Origin of the sequence: Rathayibacter sp. AY1B4, assembly GCF_002932815.1 — a bacterium.
Classification (GTDB): domain Bacteria; phylum Actinomycetota; class Actinomycetes; order Actinomycetales; family Microbacteriaceae; genus Rathayibacter.
In genome coordinates this window covers 20,469-42,454 of record NZ_PSWN01000027.1, presented here as the reverse complement: position 1 = coordinate 42,454, position 21,986 = coordinate 20,469, and the positions used below count along the sequence as shown (strand labels likewise).

Here is a 21,986-nt window from a genome sequence, read left to right as displayed (position 1 = left end):
ACTCCGGGCACTGCGGCGCGTGCTTGAGCAGGATCGTGTTGCCCGCGACCACGTTCGGGCCGGCGATGCGGGCGACGCGGGCCTCGACGAGGGTCGCGGCGCGCTCGAGGGCGAGGCGGTCGTCCTCGTCGAGGTCCTCGAACAGCGGGGCGAGGGCGGCCTCGAGGCGGAGCCGGTGCTCGGCGAGGGCGTCGAAGCCGGCGGGAGTGCCCTCGATCAGCCAGGCGCGGCCGTCGCCGGCGTCGTGGACGCGGCGGATCCAGCCGGCCTCGTCGAGCCGGGCGATGATGCCGGTCATCGTCGGCTGGGTGACGCGGACCCGCTCGGCGAGCTCGCCGAGGCGGGAGGGGGAGGCGGTGCGCAGCTCGGCGAGCGTCGACCAGACGGCTCCGGACTGCGCGCCGAGCCCGGTCGCGCCGCTCGCCCGGCCCGCGAACCGCGTGAGGGCGGTGGCGGCGGAGGCGAGACGCACGGGGGCACTGGGATCGGGCACGAGAAAAAATATAGCACGCCTATGTAGTTCGGTGGAAGGCGCTCCGAGTCCACCCTCCATCGGGCGCACTCACTGACGTTCTCCTCCGCTTCTGTGACAGGATCATCCGTATTCGCGCGTCCACTCCCGCGATCACCGACGGAAAGAGAAGTCATGTCCCCCAGCGAGCACGACGTCGTCGTGATCGGAGCCGGTGCCACCGGACTCACCGCGGCGCTCCGGCTGCAGCAGCACGGGCTCGACGTCGTCGTCGTCGAGGCGCGCGAGCGCGTGGGCGGGCGGCTCGAGACCCGCGTGGTCGACGGGCAGCTCCTCGAGCTCGGCGGCCAGTGGGTCTCGCCGGACCAGACGGCGCTCCTCGAGACCCTCGACGAGCTCGGCCTCGGCACCTACTCCCGCTACCGCGAGGGCGAGAGCGTCTACATCGGCGCCGACGGCTCCGCTCGACGCTTCACCGGCGACATCTTCCCGGGGAGCGAGCGCACCGAGTCCGAGATCTCCCGTCTGATCGAGGTGCTCGACCGCCTCGTCGCCGAGACGGACCCGGCGGCGCCGTGGACGCATCCGCTCGCCCGCGACTACGACCGCGTCACCTTCGCCGCCTGGCTGGAGCAGCAGAGCGACGACGAGGAGGCACGGGCCAACATCGCCCTCTTCCTCGCCGACGCCATGCTCACCAAGCCGGCGCACGCCTTCTCCCTCCTCCAGGCGCTCCTCATGGCCGCGAGCGCGGGGAGCTTCAGCAACCTGGTCGACGCCGACTTCATCCTCGACAAGCGCGTGATCGGCGGCCTCCAGCAGGTCCCGGAGCGGCTCGCCGAGCGCCTCGGCGCCGAGCGTGTCCTGCTCGGGCACCCGGTCCGCTCCGTCCGCTACGGCGACGACGGGGTCGAGGTGCGCGCCGACGGCGTCGTCCTCCGCGCTCGCCGTGCGATCGTCGCCGTGCCGCCGAACCTCGTCGGCCGCATCTCGTTCGACCCGCCGCTCCCGCGCCTGCGGCAGCAGGCCCTGCAGCACCAGTCGCTCGGCCTCGTGATCAAGGTGCACGCCACCTACGCCACGCCCTTCTGGCGCGCCGACGGCCTCTCCGGCACCGCGTTCAGCCCGCACTCGCTCGTCCACGAGGCCTACGACAACTCGAACCACGGGGAGGAGCGCGGCACCCTGGTCGGCTTCGTCTCGGACGAGAAGGCCGACCGCGTGCTCGCGCTCGACGAGACGGAGCGGAAGGCCGCGATCCTCGACTCGCTCGCCGCCTACTTCGGCCCGGCCGCACTCGATCCGGTCGTCTACTACGAGAGCGACTGGGCGTCCGAGGAGTGGACGCAGGGCGCGTACGCCGCGAGCTTCGACCTGGGCGGGCTGACCCGGTACGGCGCGCTGCAGCTGGAGCCGGTGGGTCCGCTCCGCTTCGGCACGAGCGACCTCGCCGCCGAGGGCTACCAGCACGTCGACGGCGCCATCCGCGTCGGCAGGCGCCTGGCACAGGAGATCATCGACGAGGACGGCGCGACCGCACCGGCCCCCCAGCGCGAAGGAGCACAGCCCGCATGAGCACCTACTACGCCGTGATCGACCCGGCCACGGGGGAGACCCTCCGCGAGTACCCGACCCTCGGCGACGCCGAGCTGACCGCGGCGATCGGCTCGGCGCAGGACGCGTACTCCTCGTGGTCGCGGACCGTGCCCGTCGCGACCCGCGCGGCGCTGATCGCCCGCGTGGCAGAGCTGCACGTCGAGCGCGCCGACGAGCTCGCGGCGATCATCGTCCGCGAGATGGGCAAGCCGCTCGACCAGGCGCAGGGCGAGGTCGGCTTCGCCGCCGACATCTACCGCTACTACGCCGAGAACGGCGAGGCCTTCCTCGCCGACGAGCCGATCGAGCTCGCCGAGGGCACCGGCTCCGCGCTGATCCGCCGCGCCGGGCTGGGCGTGCTGCTGGGCATCATGCCGTGGAACTTCCCCTACTACCAGGTGGCCCGCTTCGCCGGCCCGAACGTGGTCGCGGGCAACACGATCCTGCTCAAGCACGCGCCGCAGTGCCCGGAGTCGGCCGCCGCCATCGCCGACGTGTTCCGCACCGCGGCCGAGGAGCTGGGCGCGCCCGCCGGCGTCTACGTGAACCTCTACGCCACGAACGAGCAGGCCGCGACCGTCATCGCCGACCCCCGGGTCCAGGGCGTCTCCGTCACCGGCTCCGAGCGGGCCGGCGCGGCCGTCGCGGAGCTCGCGGGCCGGCACCTGAAGAAGGTCGTGCTCGAGCTCGGCGGCTCCGACCCGTTCGTGCTCCTGTCGACCGACGACCTCGACAAGGCGGTTGAGGACGCGGTCGCCGCGCGCCTGGACAACAACGGCCAGTCCTGCAACGCCGCGAAGCGCTTCATCGTGATCGACGAGCTGTACGACGCGTTCGCCGAGAAGTTCACGGAGGCGTTCACCCGCGCCCAGCCGGCCGATCCGTTCGCGGAGGGCACCCTCCTCGGCCCGCTCTCCTCCTCCGCCGCGACGGAGCGCCTCGAGGCGCAGCTGGCGGCCGCGCGCGAGCAGGGGGCCACCGTCCGCGCCAGCGGCGAGGTGACCGGCAACTTCTTCCCGCCCGCCGTGCTCGAGGGCGTCACGCCCGAGATGGACGCCTACCGCGAGGAGTTCTTCGGCCCCGTCGCCGCGCTCTACCGCGTCCGCGACGAGGACGAGGCGATCGCCCTCGCGAACGACACCCCCTACGGCCTCGGCTCCTACCTCTACACGACCGACCAGGAGCAGGCGCTGCGCCTGGCGGACCGGATCGACGCGGGGATGGTCTGGATCAACCTCGTCCTCGGCGACGCGGCCGAGCTGCCCTTCGGCGGCGTGAAGCGCTCGGGCACCGGCCGCGAGATGGGCCGCCCCGCCCTCGAGGAGTTCGTGAACAAGAAGCTCATCCGCATCGCGTGAGACGGGCGCGGGCCGGGCCCCGGAGTCGATCCGGAGCCCGGCCCGCAGCCGCTCGGCCTGCGCCCGCTCACTTCTTCGTCAGCGACGACTCCTTGTGCGCGGCCTTCGCGTCGGTCTTGTCGCTCTGCACGATCCAGTAGGGCTCGTCGTCCGAGGCGTTGAACTTCTGCCCCTCGAACTGGAACTCCTTCGTCTTCTTCTCGACCAGCTCGCCGTGGGTCTCGCCCTGCGAGGTGTTCCAGCTGATCTTGTCGCCCTTCTTCACGAGGCGGCTCCTCTCTCTCGGTCGCGCCGGAGCGCGGTGGTCCCCTCGCGCGGGAGCGCGATGGTGGTGGTGACGTCGACGATCGCCGGAGCGGCGGGCGCCGACGAGAAGCCGAACCGCACGGGCGGCGAGAGCGGGCGCAACGGGCCGAGGTCCTCCTCCGCCAGCACCGCGTGGACGCCCTCGACGCGGCGGATCGCCCGCACGCCGTAGTACTCGCGGCGTCCGTGCCCGGCCGACCCGGCCGTGCTGACCCCGCGGACGAGCAGGGAGGCGACCGGCGAGATCGCGGTCAGCCATGCCGGGTGCTCGGCGAGCGGTCGTGGAACGATCCGCAGCAGCCGGCCGAGCGGAGTGAGACCGCCGAGCTCCAGTCGCACCGCGAGCGGTCCGGCCGCGACGGACAGGCCGCCCGCGATCCTCCGCCACGACACCGGCGCGATCCGCACCTCGTCGAACGCGTACGTCGACCCGATGAAGTCCGCGACCTCGCGGGTCGGTGCGATCAGGAGGCGGTGGCCGTCGCCGTCCTCGACCATCGCGTCGGCGAACGGGCCGAAGGGGGTGTCCTCCCAGAGGCCCAGCACGATCCTCGTGCCCGAGGACGTGCCGAACCCCGCGATGCGCCCGCCGAAGCGGAGGAGCCGCGGGGTCCGGCCGGTCATCAGGAGGCCGAGCGCAGCAGCGTGAACGAGCCGTCGCGGACGATCAGCGTGGTGACCTCGCCCTCGACGACCTGCTCCGGGTCGCTCGAGGCGGCCAGCGTCCACTCGGCGGCGGGCGCCTCGGGAACGGTGAACTCGACGCCGTTCTCCGCCGCGTTCAGCAGCAGGGCGAAGCTCGCGCTGCCCTCGTGCTCGAACACGAACGTGATCGAGCGGGCGTCGGGGTTGTCCCAGTCCTCGTCGGCGAAGCCCTGCGCGTCGGAGCGGAGGATGTCGACCGTGTCGGGGCCGCCGTCGCCGGGCGCGCGGCGGAACCACTTCGGGCGCAGCGCCGGCTCCGCGGCGCGGAGGGCGATCAGCTCGCGGGTGAAGGCGAGCAGCTCGCGGTCCGCGTTCTCCCAGTCGAACCACGAGATCTCGTCGTCCTGGCAGTAGGCGTTGTTGTTGCCGCCCTGGGTGCGGGCGATCTCGTCGCCGCCCAGGATCATCGGCACGCCGGCCGAGAGCAGCAGCGTCGCGAGGAAGTTGCGGCGCATGCGGTCGCGGCGCTCGTTGACCGCCTCGTTCTCGGTCGGGCCCTCGGCGCCGTTGTTGGAGGAGCGGTTGTCGCTCTCGCCGTCGTTGTTGTCCTCGCCGTTGGCCGCGTTGTGCTTGCGCGAGTACGCGGTGAGGTCGGCGAGGGTGAAGCCGTCGTGCGCGGTGACGAAGTTGATGCTGGAGACCGGCGAGCGGCGGTCGGCCTCGTACACGTCGGGGGAGCCGAGGACGCGCTGCGCGGTCGTGCCGAGCACCGAGTCGGCGCCGTTCCAGAAGTCGCGCACGTCGTCGCGGAACTTCCCGTTCCACTCCGACCAGTCCGCGGGGAAGCCGCCGACCTGGTAGCCGGCGGTGTCCCACGGCTCGGCGATCATCTTGACGGGCGCGAGCACCGGGTCCTGCGCGATCAGGTCGAGGAAGGCGCTGTGCACCTCGGCCTCACCGGTCTGGCGGGTGAGGGTGGTGGCGAGGTCGAAGCGGAAGCCGTCGATGTGCATCTCGGTCACCCAGTAGCGCAGGGAGTCCATGATCAGGCCGAGCGCGGCCGGGTGCGCGACGTTGAGGCTGTTGCCGGTGCCGGTGGTGTCGAAGTAGTTCGCGCGGTCCTCCTCCACCAGGCGGTAGTAGGAGCCGTTGTCGATGCCCTTGAACGAGAGGGTGGGGCCCTTGTCGTTGCCCTCGGCGGTGTGGTTGTAGACCACGTCGAGGATGACCTCGAGGCCGGCCTCGTGGAACGCCTTGACCATGGCCTTGAACTCGTCGACCTGCGAGCCGTCGTCGCCAGCGTGGGAGTACTCGTTGTGCGGCGCGAAGAAGCCGAGGGAGTTGTAGCCCCAGTAGTTGCGCAGGCCCTTCTCCTCGAGGTGCGAGTCCTGCACGAACTGGTGCACGGGGAGCAGCTCGACCGAGGTCACGCCCAGGTCGGTGAAGTGCTTGATCGCGGCGGGGTGCGCGAGGCCGCGGTAGGTGCCGCGGATGTCCTCGGGCACGTCGGGGTGCAGCTTCGTGAAGCCCTTCACGTGCACCTCGTAGACGACGGTCTCCTCGAGCGGGATGCGCGGCGCGGTGTCGCCGCTCCAGTCGAAGGAGTCGGGGTCGGTGACGACGCAGCGGGGGACCGCGTGCGCGGAGTCGGCGTCGTTGCGGGTGTCGGCGTCCTCGTAGAACTGGCCGAAGACGTCCTCGGACCAGGTGTACGAGCCCTCGATCGCGGTGGCGTGCGGGTCGAGGAGGAGCTTGGCGGCGTTGTGGCGGAGGCCGTTGGCGGGGTCCCAGGGGCCGTCGACGCGCAGTCCGTAGCGGGTGCCGATGCCCATCTCGGGGACGAGGCCGTGGAAGACGTGGCCGGTCCGCTCGGTGAGGGCGACGCGGGTCTCTGCTCCGGACTCGTCGAAGAGGCAGACCTCGACGCTGTCCGCGGTCTCGGAGTAGACGGCGACGTCGGCGCCGGCGTCGCCGCGGAGGGAGACGCCGAGGGGATACGGGAAGGAACGGGGGGATGCGGGCATGCGTCCATCCTGACCGGGCGGCTCCGGGAGCTTCGCGCCCTTGTCGCCGCGCCCGCCTCCCGCTAATCTTCCAGGCCCTCCCTTCGACACGGCGCCCTCCGCGGGCGTATAGTCAGCTGGCTTACTAAATCGCCGGAGGAGAGCGTCGTGCGCAACCGCAAGTGGATCGGGCTGGTCGTCATCAGCCTCGGAGTGGCGACGATCATCGTCGACTCGACCATCGTCAACGTCGCCATCCCGTCGATCGTCGCCGATCTCGGGATCACCTCGACCCAGGTGCAGTGGGTGCAGGAGTCGTACACGCTCGTGTTCGCCGCGCTCCTGCTGGTCTTCGGCACCCTCGCCGACCGCTGGGGCCGGCGCCGCATGCTGATCGTCGGCGTCTCGCTCTTCGCGCTCTCCTCCGTCGCGGCGGCCCTCGCTCCGACCGGCGACCTGCTGATCCTCTCCCGGGTCGTGCAGGGCGTCGGAGGAGCGATGGTGCTGCCGACGACCCTCTCGCTCATCAACGCCACCTTCCGCGGGCGCGAGCGCGCCATCGCCTTCGCCGTCTGGGGCTCGACCATCGGCGGCATGACCGCGGTCGGCCCGCTGCTCGGCGGCTGGCTCACCACCGACTTCTCCTGGCGCTGGGCGTTCGGCATCAACATCCCGCTCGGCGTGATCATCGTGGTCGGAGCGCTGCTGTTCGTCGACGAGTCGCGGCAGCCCGACGGGCGGCGGGTCGACCTCGTCGGCGCCGCGCTCTCGATCATCGCCTCCGCCTCCCTCGTGTTCGCCCTCATCGAGGGGCGCACCCTCGGCTGGTGGGGCGTCGACGAGCGGCTGAGCGTCGGCGGCTGGAGCTGGCCGCTCAGCCTCTCGCCGGTCCCGATCGCGTTCGCCGTCGCGGTGCTCGCCGGGGTCGCCTTCGTCCTCTGGGCGCGGGCCCGCGAGCGCGCCGGGCGCTCGGCGATGCTCGCGATCGGGCTCTTCCGCCTCGCCTCGTTCCGCAACGGCAACCTCGCCGCGATGATCGTCTCGCTCGGCGAGTTCGGGATCATCCTGGCGCTGCCGATCTGGCTCCAGAGCGTCCTCGGCTACACGGCCGTGCAGACCGGCCTGGTGCTCCTCGCGCTCGCGCTCGGCTCCTTCGTCGCCTCGGGCTTCGCCGGCGCCTTCGGCAACAGGGTCGCGCCGGTGCTGATCGTGCGGGTGGGCCTCTTGGCCGAGATCGTCGGAGTCGCGGGCATCGGCCTGGTCGTCTCCGACTCCACCCCGTGGTGGGCCCTCGTCCCGTTCCTCGCCGTCTACGGCTTCGGCGTCGGCCTCGCGACGGCGCAGCTGACCGGGGTCGTGCTCCGGGACGTGCCCGTCGAGCTCAGCGGGCAGGGCTCGGGCACGCAGTCGACCGCGCGGCAGATCGGCTCGGCGCTGGGCATCGCCGTGCTCGGGACGATCCTCTACACCTCGACCGCGGGGGTCCTCACGACCTCGCTCGAGCAGCAGGGCCTCCCCGCGGAGCAGGTCGCGAGCACCGTCGACGCGGTGGTCGACTCCTCCGGCGCCGCGATCGCAGGGCTGGCCGCCTCACCGGACACCGCCGACGCGGCCCGGGCGGCGGGCGAGGCGTTCTCGGACGGCACCCGCTACGCCGCCTTCGCGGCCGCCGGGTTCCTCGCCGTCGGCTTTGTGGCCACGCTCTCGCTCGGCCGACCGGCCGAGGAGGAGGAGACGGTGGTCAGCTCAGCGGAGCCGAGTCGTCGGCGGTGAAGACGATCTTGCCGATCGTGCGGTCGGCGCCGGTCGCTCGGCGCGACAGCACGTCGACGACGTCGCCCAGCGGATGCACGGCGCCCGGCCGGGGTCGCAGCTCGCCGGAGGCGGCGAGCGAGACCGCGCGCCCGATCCGCTCCGCCGTCGCCACCACGATCATGTTGCGCACCCGCGGGCGGTCGCGGCGGACGAGGCCCGTCGCCTGCGAGACCAGCGCCGGACCGCTCGGCACCAGCGTCGCGATGCGCCCGCCCTCGGCCAGGAGGATCGCCGCGTCGTCGACCGGCAGGTGGCCGGAGACGTCGACGACCACGTCGAAGCGGCCGCCCAGCACCCCGAGGTCGAGCGCGCGGTAGTCGTGCGGCTCGGCGCCGAGCGAGCGGAGGAGGTCGGCGGAGGCGGCCGAGCCGGTGGCCGCGACCGTGCATCCCGCCCGCACCAGCAGCTGGATCGTCGGATCGCCGATGGCTCCCGAGCCGCCGCTGACGAGGACGCGCTCGCCGGCGCGCACGTGCAGTGCGTCGACCAGGCCCACCGCGGTGCCGCCCGACATCGCGAGCGTGACGGCCTCGACGAAGCCGAGGGAGTCGGGCATCGGGACGAGCGAGCGGCTGCGCGCGATGGACGCGTCGGCGAAGGCGTCGCCGTCGCGGGTCATCCCCACCACGCGGTCGCCGATCGCGACCGAGTGCGACCCCGGGCCGAGCGCCTCGACGGTGCCGGCGATGTCGAGGCCGAACCCGTAGGGACGGGAGCGGCCGACGGCCATGATCCGCGCGGAGCCGGACAGGATCTTCTCGTCGGTCGCGTTGATGCTCGCCGCGCGCGTGCGCACCAGGACCTCGCCGCGACCCGGCATGGGCACCGGCGCTTCCCGCCACGAGAGCAGATCGGGCCCGCCGAACCTGTCGTACCCGAGTCGTCGCATGTCGCTCCCGTCGTCCGTGCCAGCCCCCCGAGCCTAGGGCGTGGCCGCTGAGCGGAAGCGTCGCTCGCGCCCGGCGGAACCCCCTCCAGTGCCCGCGGGCCCGGTGCTACCGTGGCGGCCATGAGCGCAGACGACAGCCCCGAGTTCGCAGGCTTCGAGGCCACCCCCTCCACCGATGCGGAGAAGGCCGACGACGTCCGTCCCGCCGACGCCGAGGTCGAGGAGAACACGACGGCCGACGAGAGCCGCGACCCGGACCACGGCTACGACCCGATGAGCGAGAGCGGCTCCGAGAACGCCCCCGAGGACGAGGTCGGCCCCCGCGAGGACGAGGAGGGCCTGCTGCCCCCCGGCAGCACCGCCGAGGGAGCCGGCACCGCACTCGGCGCCGACGCGATCGAGGGCGGCGAGCCCCTGGGCGAGAACGCGAGCGCCGGCACCCCCGGCCAGCTCGCCGACGAGCGCTGGCGCACCAACGGCATCAACCCGCTGGGTTGAGCCTTCTTCCGCGGCGGCCGGCTACCGCCGCGGTAACGACCACCGCCGGAGGCGAACCGTCGAAACGCGTTCCAGCGTTTCGGCGTAGCCGGACGCGACCCGCTCCACCTGCCCGGCCACTCCTGGGAGCCGACCGCGCCGCGGCGGGCGGGGACCGCCGCGCAACAAACACAGCTGGCGTTCCGGTTGCTCGGAGGAGGAGCAGGGGTGGGCGCCGTAGCGTTCCGGGAGCGCGGCACGCCGGTCGCGCGGACGGGGAGTCCCATGTCGTTGTTCCTGAACCGCACTCGTGAGGTCCGATGGACCGAGGACGAGAGGCGGGCGCTGGCCGAGGCGGTGGCGGAGGACCGGGCCGACGCCTGGCGCGGAGTGGGTGCGCTCGATCGCACCGTCGTCGTCTCGACCGAGGATCCCGGCGTCCGGGGCGGCGCGCGCTGGCCCACCGATCACCGTGCCTTCCTGCGCGTGGACCGCGGCGCCTCCGTGGTGCTCGCGACCGACGGGCTGAGCGATCCCTTCGACCGGCTCGCGCATCCCGGCACCGGTCTCGGCCTCGAGCTGTGCCTCGAGACGTCCGCCGTCCGCGGTGTCCCCACCGCCGAGCTCTGGAACCACTGGCACTTCCGCCTGCTGTACGAGGCCGCCCGACGGGCCGCCCTGCAGGGGGTTTGCTGCCGCAGCTCCCTCGACACGGCGCGGCTCGCGAACGTCGCGGCGCCGCCCGCCTGGACCGACGAGCAGGGCACCGTCGGTGTCCTCCTGGGTCTGCGCAGCCCCGGCCTGCCCGAGCGGCTCGACCTGGCGACCGGTCACGCCGACCTGGTCACCCTCACGCCGCTGCGGCCGCAGGAGCACGCCCGGGCGTCGGTCGACGCGGGCGCCCGTGCCGAGATCGCCGAGCGTCTCCGAGCCCTGCCGCACGAGGAGCTCGTGCACACGGCCCGGCCGCTCGTGGTCTGAGGAGCGTCGCGGGTCAGGAGCCCTCGGCCGGCTCCGGCACCACGGTCATCTCGCCGGTGTTGTTCGCGCTCGCGATGAACTGCTCGATCCACAGGCGGTTGAGCGACGGGCGCTTGCTGCCGTGGAACCGGAAGTGCAGCGGAGTCGTCGGGTGCACCCAGACGGAGCTGCGGCCGTAGCCGGACGACTCCGGCTCGCTCCAGGAGAGGCTGAACGACTCGTTCCGCCGCATCTTGGTGAACATCGCGACCTTGAGGTGCGCGAGGAGCCGGTCCTCGAAGTCGATCTCGAGTGATTGCGGTCCGTAGATCAGTCGTCCCATTGTCTCCGCCGTGAAGTCGTGCCGACGCGCCGGAGTCCCGGACGGCGTCGCGGGCTCCGTGAGCTCGGGAGCCGCCACGGAGAGGATACCGATCCTGCGACCCGGAGGGGTGACACGGCTTTCGCCTCCGCCGGCCGAGGGCGGGATCACCCCGTCAACGACGGACGCCCCGCCGACCGGATCCGGGGATCCTGGTCGACGGGGCGTCGGAAGTCGGAGATTACTCGCCGACGCCGCGGATGTTCGCGGCCTGCGGGCCCTTGCGGCCCTGCTCGACGTCGTACTCGACGTGCTGGTTCTCGACGAGCTCGCGGTAGCCCTGCTTCGCGATGGCGGAGAAGTGCGCGAACACGTCGGCGCCTCCGTCGTCGGGAGCGATGAAGCCGAAGCCCTTTTCGGAGTTGAACCACTTAACGGTGCCAGTAGGCATTTCTTTTCCTTATGTGTTAATGACGCCGACCGGGGCCGGCGTCGTCAGAGTCCGCACGAGTGTGCGGTACCCGCTCGACTCGGCCTCCGCGGGTGAAACACGCGTCTGCCGGAGTCGTCCGGGTCGTCTAGGGGCTGAGCTCGCGCCTCCGGGGGAGGGCGGCTCTGCGGGGGAGAACGTCCCGCGGACCGGACGAGCCGGTGGAGCGGGGGTCGAACGAGGAACGGCGCGGCTTCCGCGGCGTCCTGTGAAGGGCGGTACCCGCGTGCGAGGCGGGCGTTCGAACCGGACGACCGAGGACGATGCTCTCGGTCGGTGCGGTCTCTATCAGGGGCTGAGTCTCTTCGTCGTCGTGCGACTTCTCAGCCGTGGAATTCGGGCGATCGCCCAGGAGATGTCTCGACTCTACGGGATCACGGCCCCCGAGCGCGACCGCTCGCGTCACACTGAGCGCCGATCCGCCTGCGCTGGACGGCCGGAAGGCCCGCTGGAGTGGGTCGCGGTGTGCCACGATACGACTCGGAACGCGCCGACCCCACCGCCGACCCCACCGCACCTCCCCGTCTTCGCCCCCGCCCCTCCTTCCGAGGTCACCGTGCCCCTGCCTCCCCGGCCCGCCGACGCCGCGGTGCTGCTGCGCGAGCAGCGGGAGGTCGGCGTGCTCTGCGCTCGGCGGGCCGGCGGGGTGCTCACCGCCGCCTCAGCCCTGCACCTGCTCGCCCTGACTCCGGCCCAGCTGCTGACGGTGGTGCCGAGCGCCGCGCTGCTCGTCGTCTCGGCGCTCGTGCAGCTCGCGCCCAGCCGGTCCGTCGCGACGGGGGCGAGGGCGGTCGCCCTCGGGCTCGCGCTGGACGTCGCGGCGCTCGTCGCGTTCCTCTCGCCGGACGTCGACGCCTCCCTCCGAGCCGTCCTGAGCGGGATCACGATGCTCACCTCGATGGCGCTGCCGTGCGCGATGCTCGCCGTCGGCGCCTGGCGGGGCCTGCCCTGGGCCGCGGTCCTGGCGCTGCTCCCGGTCCTGGTCCTCGGGGCGGCGACGACGGGGGCGTCCGGGCGCGCGCCGTTCGTCCTCCTCTCGATCGTCGTCTGCTGGGCCCTGCTGCTGACGGCCGCCCGCTGGCTCGCGGGCAGCGTCGCGCGGGCCCACGTCGGCACGGCCCGTCTCCGGAGGGCCCACGACGCCGAGCGCCGCTCCAGCGAGACCGAGTCGCGGCACCGCGCCGACGCGCGGCTCATGCACGACACCATCCTGGCGACCCTGACGCTCGTGGCCCATCGGGGCGAGGGAGTGCCGGCTCCGGTGCTGCGCGACCGGGCGGCGGCCGACCTCGCGCTCCTGCGCGGTGTGGAGGCGGTGGACGAGCCGGAGCCGGCCTCCGGCGTCCGGCTGCCCGAGCCGCTCGCCGCGCTCGGTCGGCGGTCGGCGGAGGTCGGCGTCGAGGTGCGCTGGCACGGCGGTGCCCAGCCGCGGATCCGTGCGGAGGTGCTCGACGCCCTGGTGCGCGCGACCGGGGAGTGCCTCGAGAACGTGCGCCGTCACTCCGGGGCAGCGCTGGCGCACGTGAGCGTCGCGGAGGAGGCGGGCTCGCTCCGCGTCGTCGTCACGGACGAGGGGCGCGGCTTCGATCCGGCCGCGGTGCCGCCGGGGCGCCTGGGCCTCGCGGAGTCCGTCGTCGGCCGCGTCGAGGCGGTGGGCGGCACGGTCCGGGTCTTCTCGGCGCCGGGATCCGGCGCGACCGTGCTGCTGAGCGTGCCGCTGCTGAGCGTGCCGCTGTGAGCGGGACGCGGCAGGAGGAGGGGCCGGAGGACGGGACGCTCCTCGAGCTGGTCCGCGCGGCGGATCGGAGCCCCGGAGCGCTGTGGAGCATCCGCGAGCGCCTGACGCGGCCGAACCGCCTGAGCGGGAGCTACCTCGGGCTGGGCTTCCTCACCATGGCGGTGATGCTCGACATCCGCGGACTGATCTCGTACCTCTGGTCCCTCGACGCCCGGTCCGCGACCTGGGTGAGCGGTCTCTCCTGGCTGCTCGTGATCGCCGCGAGCGCGGCGGGGGCCGCGATCGCCCTGCGCCGCCACGGCGAGCTGCCGCGCTGGGCCTTCGCGGGCGTCCTCGGCGTCGACGTGATCGCGCTGCTGCTCGAGTTCGCCGACCACGCGCTGCCCACTCCGGCACCGATGTACTACCCGTCGGTCTGCGTGGGAGTGGGCGCGGGCGTGATCGCGCTGATCACCTTCCAGCCGCTCTCGCGCTCGTTCCTCGCCCTCGTGGTCCTGGTCGCGCTCGCGGCGCTCGGACTCGTCGGCCAGGCGCTGCTCGGCGACGGAGGCGCCGCCCTCGCGGTGGGCAACGTCCTCCTCGCCACCGCGCCGGCGGCCGTGTGCGTCGTCGTGCTGACCGCGCTCGACCAGTACGTGCGGCGCACGCTCGACCGGAGCCTGGCCGACAGCACCGTCCACGCGGCCGACGGCGACGAGTTCACCCAGGTGGACGCGCGCATCGAGGAGCTCCTCGAACGGGTCCGGACGCCCGGGCTCCTGGACGAGGAGCTGGGCGAGCGGGCGCGCGTGCTGGGAGACGAGCTCCGGGTGGCGCTCGCCCGCAGCCACGACCGCACCTGGCTGCGCATCGCCGTGGAGGAGTCGGCGCTGCTGTCCTCCGCGGTCGCGGTGGACGATCCCGGAGGTGCCGCCGCGCTGCTGCCCCCGCTCGACCGCTCGCGCCTGCTCTCGGTGCTCTGGCTGCTCACCGTCCCGGCGGCCCGGCCCTCGCTGGCCGTCCGCCTGGAGGCCGGCGCCGGCGGCGAGGTCGAGCTCACTCTCGTCGCCGCGGGGATCCGCGCCCGCGACCTGGACCGCTCGGTCTGGGGCATCCTGAGCGAGATCGGCGAGCACCGCACGACGACCGATCACGGCGCGACGAGGATCCGCGTCGCGCACCGCCCCCGGAGGAGGACGACGACATGACCATCGAGCCCGCGATCACGCTGGCCATCCTCGACGACCACCCGATCCTGCTGGCGGCGCTGGCGGAGTGGATCCGCCGCTCGGGCACGGACATCCGCGTGGCGGCGACGGCCGGCACCTGGACGGACCTGCTCGCTCACCCGGCCTTCCCGACCGACGTGGTGCTGCTCGACATCGACCTCGGCGACGAGCTCGACCTCGCCATGAAGATCCGGATCATCGCGGCCGCCGGCGCCGCCACAGTCATCATCAGCACGCACTCCGAGCCGGGGACGATCAGCCGGGCGCTCGAGGCCGGGGCGCACGGCTACGTGGTCAAGAGCGAGCGGACCGAGACGATCCTCGCGGCGATCCGGGCGGCGGCGCGCGACGAGCGCTTCCTGACGGCGCAGACCAGGGAGCTGCTCGGGGCCGACCGCCCGGGCACCCTGACGCACCGCGAGCGGGAGATCGTGCGCCTCTTCGTCGACGGGATGCCGCTGAAGCAGGTCGCGACGCTCCTCGGCATCACCCAGGACGCCGCGCGGAGCTCGCTGCGCAGCGCCCGGGGCAAGTACCGGGCGGAGGGGCTGGCCGTCGGCACGAAGATCTCGCTCCGCCGGCAGGCGCTGCGCGACGGGATCGTCGAGCGCTAGGCGCGCTCGACGATCCCGGGGCCTAGACCGTCTCTGCGCGCTTCTGCCGCGCGGGCTCGGCGGGGTCGGAGGGTCCGTTCCAGATCGAGACGATGCCCCAGACGACGGCCGCGATCGGCACGGCCAGCACGGCGCCGACGATGCCGGCGAGGACGGTGCCCACGGTCAGGGCGATCAGGACGATCAGCGGGTGCAGCTTCAGCGAGCGCGCCATCACGACCGGCTGGAGGAAGTTGCCCTCGAGCTGGTTGACCCCGATGACGACCAGGATCACGATCAGCGCGGCGACCGGGCCGTTGGCGACCAGGGCGACGAGAGCGGCGAGGATGCCCGCGGCCGTGGCTCCGACGATCGGGATGAATGCGGTGAGGAAGACGATGACGGCCAGCGGGATCGCCAGCGGCACCTGGATGATCGCCAGCGCGACTCCGATGCCGATCGCGTCGACCGCCGCGACGGTCGCCGTTCCGCGGACGTAGCCGCCCAGTACGTCGACCGTCTTGTGCCCGACGCGCTTGGCGCGCTCGTAGCCCGAGCCGGTGAAGGGGCGCAGGAGGAACTCCCAGATCTTCGGGCCGTCCTTCATGAAGAAGAAGAGCACCACGATCATCAGCACGAGGCCGGTGATGAAGTTCGCCGCCGCGGAGACGCCCGCGAGCGCGCCGTTGCCGAACGAGCTGGAGGTGAGGAAGTCGACGACCGACTGGCGGGCGGACTCGATCTGCTCGTCGGTGATCTGGAAAGGCAGGTGCTGCACGTAGTCCTGCAGCGAGGTGATGCCGTCGGAGGCGCTGCTGACCAGCTCGTCCCACTGGTTGCGGACCGCGACCGTGATCAGCCAGCCGACCGCGCCGAGGATCGCGAGCAGCCCGATCAGCGCCAGCCAGGTCGCGAGGATCGACGGCACGCCCTTGCGCCGCATCCACGCCAGGACCGGGTGGATCGCCGCGGCGAGGATGAGCGCGATCATCACGGGGATGAGCACCAGTGTGAGCTGCGTCATCGCGAAGACGAGCACCGAGGCGAGCAGGAGGACGATGACCACCTGGAGGCAGCGGGTCGCGAACCGGCCGAGGCCGTCGCTCCAGACCCGCCGCTGCGGATCGGGTGCGCTCGGCTGCGGCGCGGCGGCGCTGGTCGAGGAGTCGTTGCGGTCGAAGAAGCCCATGGAGGGACGGTATCGGCTCGGGCCGACCTGCCGTCCCTCCTTGACACCCCGCCCGCGCCGCGGCGATGCGGGGGTCAGAGACCGGCGGGCTTCTCCGGCGTGCGCAGCCAGGCGTCGAAGAAGTCCGCCAGGTCGGAGCCGGAGACGTTCTCGGCCAGGGCCTGGAAGTCGGCGGTCGTCGCGTTCGAGTAGCGGTTCTCGGAGGCCCAGCGCTTCAGCAGCACGCCGAACGCGTCCGCGCCGATCCGGTCGCGGAGGGCGACGAGCGTCAGGCCGCCGCGGGCGTAGACGGGCGCGTCGAAGAGGCCCGCGGCTCCGGGGTCGGCGACGGCGGTCGACCAGAACGGGTCGTCGGCGGGAGCGGCGGCGACCCGGGCGGCGGACTCGGTGACGCTCGCGCCGCCGGTGTGCTCCTCCCAGAGCCACTCGGCGTAGGTCGCGAAGCCCTCGTTCAGCCAGATGTCGGACCAGGTCTCCGGCGTGACGCTGTCGCCGTACCACTGGTGCGCGGTCTCGTGCGCGACGGTCGACTCGTCCGCGCCGCCGGAGTAGAACGAGCGGCCCTGGGTCTCGAGGGCGTAGCCGATCCGCTCGTCGTCGACCACGGCTCCGGCCGAGCGGAACGGGTACGGGCCGAAGACGGAGGAGAAGTAGTCGATGATCGCGCCCTGCTTCGCGAGCGCCGCCTCGGTGCGGGCGCGGGTGTCGCCGGTGATGTCCCGGTCGATCGCGTCGATGGTCGTCACGCCGCCCTGGGTGGAGCGGACCAGGTCGTAGTCGCCGATGTTCACCATGGCGAGGTAGCTCGCCATCGGGCTGGTCTCGACCCAGCGGGAGGTCGTCCACCCCTTCGACGTGGTGGGGGAGCCGACCGGCAGGCCGTTCGCGACCACCGTCCGGCCCTCCGGGACCGTGATGCTGAAGGTGTAGCGCGCCTTGTCGGCGGGCGAGTCGTTGACGGGGTACCAGGTCGAGGCGCCGTCCGGCTCGCTGGCGACCAGGGCGCCGTCGTCCGTCGACCACCAGCCGAAGGGGGCCCCGGTGCCGTCGACGGGGTTCCCGGTGGTCCCGGCGTAGTCGATGCTCACCAGCGCGGGCAGGCCCTTCCGGAGGGTCCGGGTGGGCGTGACGGTCAGCTCGTCCCCCGACTGCGAGAACCGGGCGCCCCCGGCGTTGACGGTGACCTTCGAGACGGTGAGGCCGGTCAGGTCGAAGGAGAGCGAGCGCAGGTCCTTCTGGGGCGCGAGGGTGACCACGGCCCTGCCGCCGAGGGCCCGGGTCGCCGGATCGTACTTCAGGACGAGGCTGTAGGTGAGGGCGTCGAAGCCGCTGCTGCCGAGGCCGGGGAAGTAGGGATCGCCGGCGCTGGTGCCCCCGTCGACGGCGCCCGCGCGGGCGGCGGGGGAGGCGATGGCGGCGGGTGCGAGGAGGAGGGAGGAGGCCACGAGCGCGCTGAGCGCGGCTGACGCACGGAATGTCATGTCCGCACGCTAGCGGGCGGGCGTTTCGTGCGCGTGTCGGCACCGTGCCGAGGAGAAGCCCCGTCGATCGACGGACGGGCGATCACGTTCCTGCCGGGGCGAGTCAGCTGCGGAATCCGTCGCCGCCACGGAGCATCGCACGGTGGAATTACCCATTCGAGCCGCCGGAGCCCCGCGGATCGTTGCGGCGGCGACGGATTCCGCACTACAGTCGCCGTGTTCATGCAGGTGCATGGGGTGCGGTACCCGAAGCCGCACTGCGCCGCCCTGCTCGGAGCAGACGCCTCCGCCGGGAGGGATGACGATCCTCTCTCCCGGCGGGAGGCGGACCGGGCGGATCCGCCCGGCCGCCGCCGGCGCTACGCCGGGACGCGCACCGTCAGCCCGCCGGGCTCGATCCAGGTGCGGAACGCCGAGGTCGAGCCGAACGGATCGCCGTCGAGCTCGATCTCCTGCGCGTGCTCGAGGCGGACCGTGAGGTCGCGGCCCTTCACGTACCGCAGGGCCGACACCTCCTTGGTCAGGCCCATCAGCTTCTTGCCGACGACGCCGCTGCGGCGGAGCACGCCGTTCTCCCACACCACCTTGAAGATGATCTGCACCCAGCCGAAGAAGCCCTCGGGGCGCAGCAGGACGATGTCGAACTCGCCGTCGTCGACGGCCGCGTCCGGCAGCAGGAGGATGTTCGCAGGCAGGGCGCCGCAGTTGCCCACGATGATCGTGTGCGCGCGCACCTTGCGGGTCTTCGAGCCGTCGAGGCGGTAGCGGAACTCGAGCTGGTTCTTGTCGAGCAGGGCCTTCCGCAGCGCGTCCACGTAGGCGAGCCAGCCGGCCCGCTTCTTGAGGTCGTCGTCGGTGTTGGCGAGCATCTTCGCGTCGATCCCGAGGCCCGCCATCACGACGTAGGCGTGGCGGTCGCGGCCCGTGGAGGTCTCGATGTCGATCATCCCGACGTCGATCGCCCGGTCCTGTCCGGAGAACGCGACGGTCAGGGAGTTGTCGATGTCGTCGAGCGTGAGGTTCAGGTTGCGGGCGAGCAGGTTGCCGGTGCCGGAGGGCAGCAGCGCGAGCGAGGCGTCGGAGCCGCGGAGGGCCTCCGCCACGACGCGGACCGTCCCGTCGCCGCCGGCCGCGATCACGACGTCGGCGCCTGCGGCGAGGGCCTCCTTCGTCTGACCGGCTCCGGGGTCCTCGACGGAGGTCTCGTACCAGAGCGTCTCCTCCCAGCCGGCGGCCTCCTCGGCGCGCTTCACAGCGGCCTTCACGGACTCCAGGTCGACCTTGACGGGGTTGTAGACGAGGGCGGCGCGGCGGCGCTCAGGCATCGTCGCGGCTCTCGTCGAGCTCGTCGCCGTTCTCGTCGACACGGCCCGGACGCACGGCGGCGTCCCCGCGGATGTCGATGCGGGTGTCGCCGGCCTCGGTGGTGGAGACCTCGATGCGCGGGGCCGCGTCGGCCTCCGTCGCCTTCGGGGCGCTGGTCAGCTGGTCGTGGCGGTCGTCCGCGCTCTGGTCGGTCATGCCTGGACGGTAGCAGCGGGCGATCCGCGCCCGCGCGGGCTTGCGTCAGCGGCCGCGCGCCGCCTGGAGACCCCAGAGCACGAGCGGGATCTGGAGCGGGAGGCGCAGCAGCGTGATCACCCGGGTCCGCGGCCGACGGGCGTCCCGCGCCATCTGCACGTTGCCGGGGAGGACGGCGGCCATCAGGGCGGCGGAGGCGAGACCGCCGGCCGCGCGGGTCCGCGGATGCAGCGTCGCGGCCGCGCAGGCCAGCTCCGCCGCTCCCGAGACGAGGACCCAGCCGCGCGCCGAGCCGGGCATCCCGCGCGGGACCACCGCGTCGAAGGTCCGCGGGTGCACCAGGTGGACGACTCCCGAGACCGCCATCGCCGACACGAGCACGAGCGGGCCCGCGCCCAGGCGGCTCATCGGCCCTCCGCCCCGCGCTCGAGCGGAGCGACGTGGTCGAGGATCCGGCGCCACTCGCGCACGAGCGCCAGCCGGCCGGCTCCGTCGACGGTCACGGTGCGCGCCCGCGCGAGGCGGCCGCGGTACCAGCGGCCGTCCTCGGCGCTCGCCACCGGGTCCGCGTCGCCGTGGACCAGGAGCGTCTCGGCGGTCACCCGGTCGAGGTCGTCGGCCCAGGAGCCGTCGCGGAGCGCCGCGAGGTCGGTCGCGGCGCCGCTCGGGCCCTGCCGCCAGCCCTCGGAGAGCATCCGCTCCAGCCGGTTGCGCAGTCCGCCGTGGGTGGCGAGCACCGGGTCGTCGGAGTCGATCCCGAGCGCGTCCAGGCCCGGCTGCGTCTGCGGGAGGGCGGCGGCGATCGCGTCGGCGTCCTCCCCGCGGAGGGTCTCGCGCCGCTCCCACGCGCTGGTGGGGTGCACGATCGCGCCGGCCTGCGGGGGCGCGGGGGTGCCGACCAGCGCGAGGCGGTCCACGAGGTCGGGGTGCCGGGCCGCGAGCGAGAGCGCGAACGCGCCGCCGGAGCCCCAGCCGACCACGCCGACGCTGCCGAAGCGGGCGCCCTCGACCATGCGGGCGGTGCGCTCGGAGCGGCGCAGGTACTCGGCGAGGTCGTCCGCGCGGTCCTCGACGCGGCCGTGAGCGGCGTCGACCGGGTCCGAGGCGCCGTAGCCGGGGCGGTCGAGGATCAGCAGGTGCAGACCCCACGGACCGGTGACGGTCGGGTCGGGGTCGAAGCCGCCCGCTCCGGGAGTGGGGTGGCAGAACACCACCAGCCGGTCGGCGACGGGATCACCCGCCGCTGAGACGCCCATCCCGCGGCCGGACCGCAGCTCGAAACGGTGGTTCGCCATGTCGCCTCCCGGGTGCGCCGAGGGTCGGCGCGTCGCCCCCAGTCAAGCGGAGACGGCGGCCCGCGCGCTGGGCCTTGTGCCGGAGCGGGAGCAGTCGGACGCGTCCGGAGCGGGCGTGCTCGATGCGGGTGGTGCGACCGTCGTCAACCCCGGTGACGCGCCCTCCGCCGTCCGGTGGACTGGACGGTCCCTCGAGGAAGGACCACCCGTGATCCGCACAGCACTGCCCGCGACCGTCGACGACGTGGAGCTCGACCCGGTCGGCGACGACGGCTGGCGGGTCCGCGCCCGCACCGAGGACCCGCGGGAGCCGGAGGCCGTGCTCGGCTTCATCACGCCGGTCGACGGCGGCTTCGAGGCGCACCGCCTCGGGCTGCCGCAGGAGGACGTGACCTGCCCGTCGCTCGAGGACGCGCTCTCGAGGTACGTCGCCGAGGAGCCGCTGCCCGCGTGGATCCGCTCCGCCCGGAAGGATCCGCGGACCGGCTTCCTCGGCGAGCGGGAGGTCGTGGTCGGCACCCCCGAGGCCGAGGGGGCGGGCCTCCTGGTCGTGCACGTCGACGGCGAGCTCGCCGGGCACGTCGTCGCGACCACCCCGATCGCCTTCGTCGCCGAGCGCGGCGACCTCCCGCCCCTCGTCGTCGAGTCGATGGACGGGCTCCTCGCGCTCGTCTCGGGACTGCGCCGGTAACCCCTGCCCCCCGCGGAGGTCGACCCCCGTGGCAGGCGGCCGGCCGCCGCCTAGCGTGCTGGGAGCGGGCCGGCACCGCCGCCGCCCCGCACCACGGACGACGAAGGGAATCACCATGACCGACTTCACCGACCGCACCGCGATCATCACCGGCGGCGCCGGAGGCATCGGCCTCGCGACCGCCCGCGCGCTCCTGGACGCCGGAGCCCGCGTCGTGCTGGTCGACATCGACCAGTCGGCGCTCGACGAGGCGGCCGCGGGCCTCGAGGCGGAGGGGCGCGTCCTCACCGTCCGCGCCGACGTCTCCGACCCCGACGACGTCGACCGCTACGTGAGCGCGACCGTCGACGCCTTCGGCGGGATCGACGTCTTCTTCAACAACGCCGGCGTCGAGGGGAAGGTGGCGTCGATCGTCGACACGGCCCCCGAGGACTTCGACCGCGTCATCGGCATCAACCTGCGCGGTGCCTTCCTCGGGCTCCGCTCCGTGCTGCCGCGGATGATCGAGCAGGGGCGGGGCAGCGTGATCAACACCTCCTCCGTCGCCGGGCTCGACGGCGCCCCGGGCCTCAGCCCCTACGTCGCCTCGAAGCACGGGGTCGCCGGGCTCACCAAGAGCGCGGCCCTCGAGGTCGCGGGCACCGGCGTCCGGGTCAACTCGATCCACCCGTCGCCCGTGAACACGCGGATGATGCGCTCGATCGAGGCGGGCGGCGGCGACGCCGAGAAGCAGCGTGCCGCCTACGAGGCCGGGGTCCCGCTCGGACGCTACGCCGAGGCCTCGGACATCGCCGCGCTGGTGCTCTTCCTCGCCTCGGACGAGAGCTCGTTCATCACGGGCGCCCAGTACCGGATCGACGGCGGGATGGGCGCCGGGCAGTAGCGGCGCGGGCCGGGCCGCGGGCGGGAGCCGTCGTCGCCGACGCACCGTCCGTTC

At 73.3% G+C, this 21,986-nt stretch carries 23 protein-coding genes; 10 read left to right on the top strand and 13 right to left on the bottom strand.

What is annotated here, in order from left to right:
* Positions 1-493, bottom strand: a 493-nt coding sequence (locus C5D66_RS14805) for a MarR family winged helix-turn-helix transcriptional regulator (RefSeq protein WP_181125768.1), incomplete at its 3' end; no start/stop codon positions are given.
* 153 nt (positions 494-646) lie between these two features.
* On the opposite strand from C5D66_RS14805, the gene C5D66_RS14800 reads away from it, so the two are divergent.
* Both C5D66_RS14800 and C5D66_RS14795 read left to right on the top strand, forming a co-directional pair.
* On the top strand, positions 647-2,047 hold the full coding sequence (locus C5D66_RS14800) for an NAD(P)/FAD-dependent oxidoreductase (protein ID WP_104326954.1): 1,401 nt from the start codon (positions 647-649) through the stop codon (positions 2,045-2,047).
* Positions 2,044-3,426, top strand: coding sequence for an NAD-dependent succinate-semialdehyde dehydrogenase (locus C5D66_RS14795; protein WP_104326953.1), 1,383 nt, complete (start codon positions 2,044-2,046; stop codon positions 3,424-3,426). The genes C5D66_RS14800 and C5D66_RS14795 overlap by 4 nt, the downstream gene beginning before the upstream one ends.
* 67 nt (positions 3,427-3,493) lie before the next feature.
* Here C5D66_RS14795 and C5D66_RS14790 read toward each other — a convergent pair whose 3' ends face one another.
* The 3 genes from C5D66_RS14790 to glgX are packed head-to-tail and all read right to left on the bottom strand — an operon-like array spanning position 3,494 to position 6,401.
* Positions 3,494-3,691, bottom strand: coding sequence for a DUF2945 domain-containing protein (locus tag C5D66_RS14790; protein WP_056866275.1), 198 nt, complete (start codon positions 3,689-3,691; stop codon positions 3,494-3,496).
* The gene (locus C5D66_RS14785) at positions 3,688-4,356 is read right to left on the bottom strand and encodes a hypothetical protein (RefSeq protein WP_104246956.1); all 669 of its coding nucleotides are present in this window, start codon (positions 4,354-4,356) and stop codon (positions 3,688-3,690) included. The genes C5D66_RS14790 and C5D66_RS14785 overlap by 4 nt, the downstream gene beginning before the upstream one ends.
* The gene (gene glgX, locus C5D66_RS14780) at positions 4,356-6,401 is read right to left on the bottom strand and encodes a glycogen debranching protein GlgX (protein ID WP_104256602.1); all 2,046 of its coding nucleotides are present in this window, start codon (positions 6,399-6,401) and stop codon (positions 4,356-4,358) included. The genes C5D66_RS14785 and glgX overlap by 1 nt, the downstream gene beginning before the upstream one ends.
* 147 nt (positions 6,402-6,548) lie before the next feature.
* Here glgX and C5D66_RS14775 point away from each other — a divergent pair, with 147 nt between their 5' ends.
* On the top strand, positions 6,549-8,153 hold the full coding sequence (locus C5D66_RS14775; protein WP_104256601.1) for a DHA2 family efflux MFS transporter permease subunit: 1,605 nt from the start codon (positions 6,549-6,551) through the stop codon (positions 8,151-8,153).
* On the opposite strand, the gene C5D66_RS14770 is transcribed toward C5D66_RS14775, so the two are convergent.
* Positions 8,122-9,084 (bottom strand): NADP-dependent oxidoreductase, encoded by a 963-nt coding sequence (locus C5D66_RS14770; protein ID WP_104226099.1) that lies wholly within the window; start codon positions 9,082-9,084, stop codon positions 8,122-8,124. The two genes, C5D66_RS14775 and C5D66_RS14770, sit on opposite strands and share 32 nt — an antisense overlap.
* 120 nt (positions 9,085-9,204) lie before the next feature.
* On the opposite strand from C5D66_RS14770, the gene C5D66_RS14765 reads away from it, so the two are divergent.
* Together C5D66_RS14765 and C5D66_RS14760 are read left to right on the top strand one after the other, a co-directional pair.
* Positions 9,205-9,582 (top strand): hypothetical protein, encoded by a 378-nt coding sequence (locus tag C5D66_RS14765; protein ID WP_146079321.1) that lies wholly within the window; start codon positions 9,205-9,207, stop codon positions 9,580-9,582.
* 264 nt (positions 9,583-9,846) lie between these two features.
* A complete protein-coding gene (locus C5D66_RS14760) occupies positions 9,847-10,542 on the top strand; it encodes a hypothetical protein (RefSeq protein ID WP_104238971.1) in 696 nt (231 codons plus the stop codon).
* 13 nt (positions 10,543-10,555) lie between these two features.
* Here C5D66_RS14760 and C5D66_RS14755 read toward each other — a convergent pair whose 3' ends face one another.
* Complete coding sequence (locus C5D66_RS14755; protein WP_104226101.1) at positions 10,556-10,864, bottom strand: hypothetical protein; 309 nt, start codon at positions 10,862-10,864, stop codon at positions 10,556-10,558.
* A 220-nt stretch (positions 10,865-11,084) separates the two neighbouring features.
* Positions 11,085-11,294 carry a cold-shock protein gene (locus C5D66_RS14750; protein ID WP_055786246.1) on the bottom strand — a complete coding sequence of 70 codons (210 nt, stop codon included), beginning with the start codon at positions 11,292-11,294 and terminating at the stop codon, positions 11,085-11,087.
* A 595-nt stretch (positions 11,295-11,889) separates the two neighbouring features.
* On the opposite strand from C5D66_RS14750, the gene C5D66_RS14745 reads away from it, so the two are divergent.
* From C5D66_RS14745 to C5D66_RS14735, 3 genes are read left to right on the top strand one after another with little or no spacing between them, the layout of a single operon-like run.
* Positions 11,890-13,071 (top strand): sensor histidine kinase, encoded by a 1,182-nt coding sequence (locus tag C5D66_RS14745; protein ID WP_104249945.1) that lies wholly within the window; start codon positions 11,890-11,892, stop codon positions 13,069-13,071.
* On the top strand, positions 13,068-14,258 hold the full coding sequence (locus C5D66_RS14740; protein ID WP_104239690.1) for a hypothetical protein: 1,191 nt from the start codon (positions 13,068-13,070) through the stop codon (positions 14,256-14,258). Before C5D66_RS14745 ends, C5D66_RS14740 begins: the two co-directional genes overlap by 4 nt.
* Positions 14,255-14,893, top strand: coding sequence for a response regulator (locus C5D66_RS14735; RefSeq protein WP_104256476.1), 639 nt, complete (start codon positions 14,255-14,257; stop codon positions 14,891-14,893). Before C5D66_RS14740 ends, C5D66_RS14735 begins: the two co-directional genes overlap by 4 nt.
* 22 nt (positions 14,894-14,915) lie before the next feature.
* Here C5D66_RS14735 and C5D66_RS14730 read toward each other — a convergent pair whose 3' ends face one another.
* The 6 genes from C5D66_RS14730 to C5D66_RS14705 all read right to left on the bottom strand — a co-directional run bounded on the left by C5D66_RS14730 (position 14,916) and on the right by C5D66_RS14705 (position 20,358).
* Positions 14,916-16,061: an AI-2E family transporter gene (locus C5D66_RS14730; RefSeq protein WP_104226105.1), complete on the bottom strand. Its 1,146-nt coding sequence runs from the start codon at positions 16,059-16,061 to the stop codon at positions 14,916-14,918.
* Between the two features lie 74 nt (positions 16,062-16,135).
* Positions 16,136-17,542: a M1 family metallopeptidase gene (locus C5D66_RS14725; RefSeq protein ID WP_104326952.1), complete on the bottom strand. Its 1,407-nt coding sequence runs from the start codon at positions 17,540-17,542 to the stop codon at positions 16,136-16,138.
* A 359-nt stretch (positions 17,543-17,901) separates the two neighbouring features.
* Positions 17,902-18,867: a diacylglycerol kinase family protein gene (locus tag C5D66_RS14720; protein ID WP_104222931.1), complete on the bottom strand. Its 966-nt coding sequence runs from the start codon at positions 18,865-18,867 to the stop codon at positions 17,902-17,904.
* Positions 18,860-19,063 (bottom strand): multidrug transporter, encoded by a 204-nt coding sequence (locus C5D66_RS14715; protein ID WP_104256474.1) that lies wholly within the window; start codon positions 19,061-19,063, stop codon positions 18,860-18,862. Before C5D66_RS14715 ends, C5D66_RS14720 begins: the two co-directional genes overlap by 8 nt.
* Before the next feature lie 45 nt (positions 19,064-19,108).
* Positions 19,109-19,471 (bottom strand): hypothetical protein, encoded by a 363-nt coding sequence (locus C5D66_RS14710; protein WP_104256473.1) that lies wholly within the window; start codon positions 19,469-19,471, stop codon positions 19,109-19,111.
* A complete protein-coding gene (locus tag C5D66_RS14705) occupies positions 19,468-20,358 on the bottom strand; it encodes an alpha/beta fold hydrolase (protein WP_104274451.1) in 891 nt (296 codons plus the stop codon). Before C5D66_RS14705 ends, C5D66_RS14710 begins: the two co-directional genes overlap by 4 nt.
* A 208-nt stretch (positions 20,359-20,566) precedes the next feature.
* Between C5D66_RS14705 and C5D66_RS14700 the strand changes: the two genes are divergently transcribed.
* Both C5D66_RS14700 and C5D66_RS14695 read left to right on the top strand, forming a co-directional pair.
* A complete protein-coding gene (locus C5D66_RS14700) occupies positions 20,567-21,049 on the top strand; it encodes a hypothetical protein (RefSeq protein WP_104246946.1) in 483 nt (160 codons plus the stop codon).
* Between the two features lie 115 nt (positions 21,050-21,164).
* Complete coding sequence (locus C5D66_RS14695) at positions 21,165-21,932, top strand: SDR family NAD(P)-dependent oxidoreductase (RefSeq protein ID WP_104274452.1); 768 nt, start codon at positions 21,165-21,167, stop codon at positions 21,930-21,932.
* Positions 21,933-21,986 lie beyond the last annotated feature (54 nt).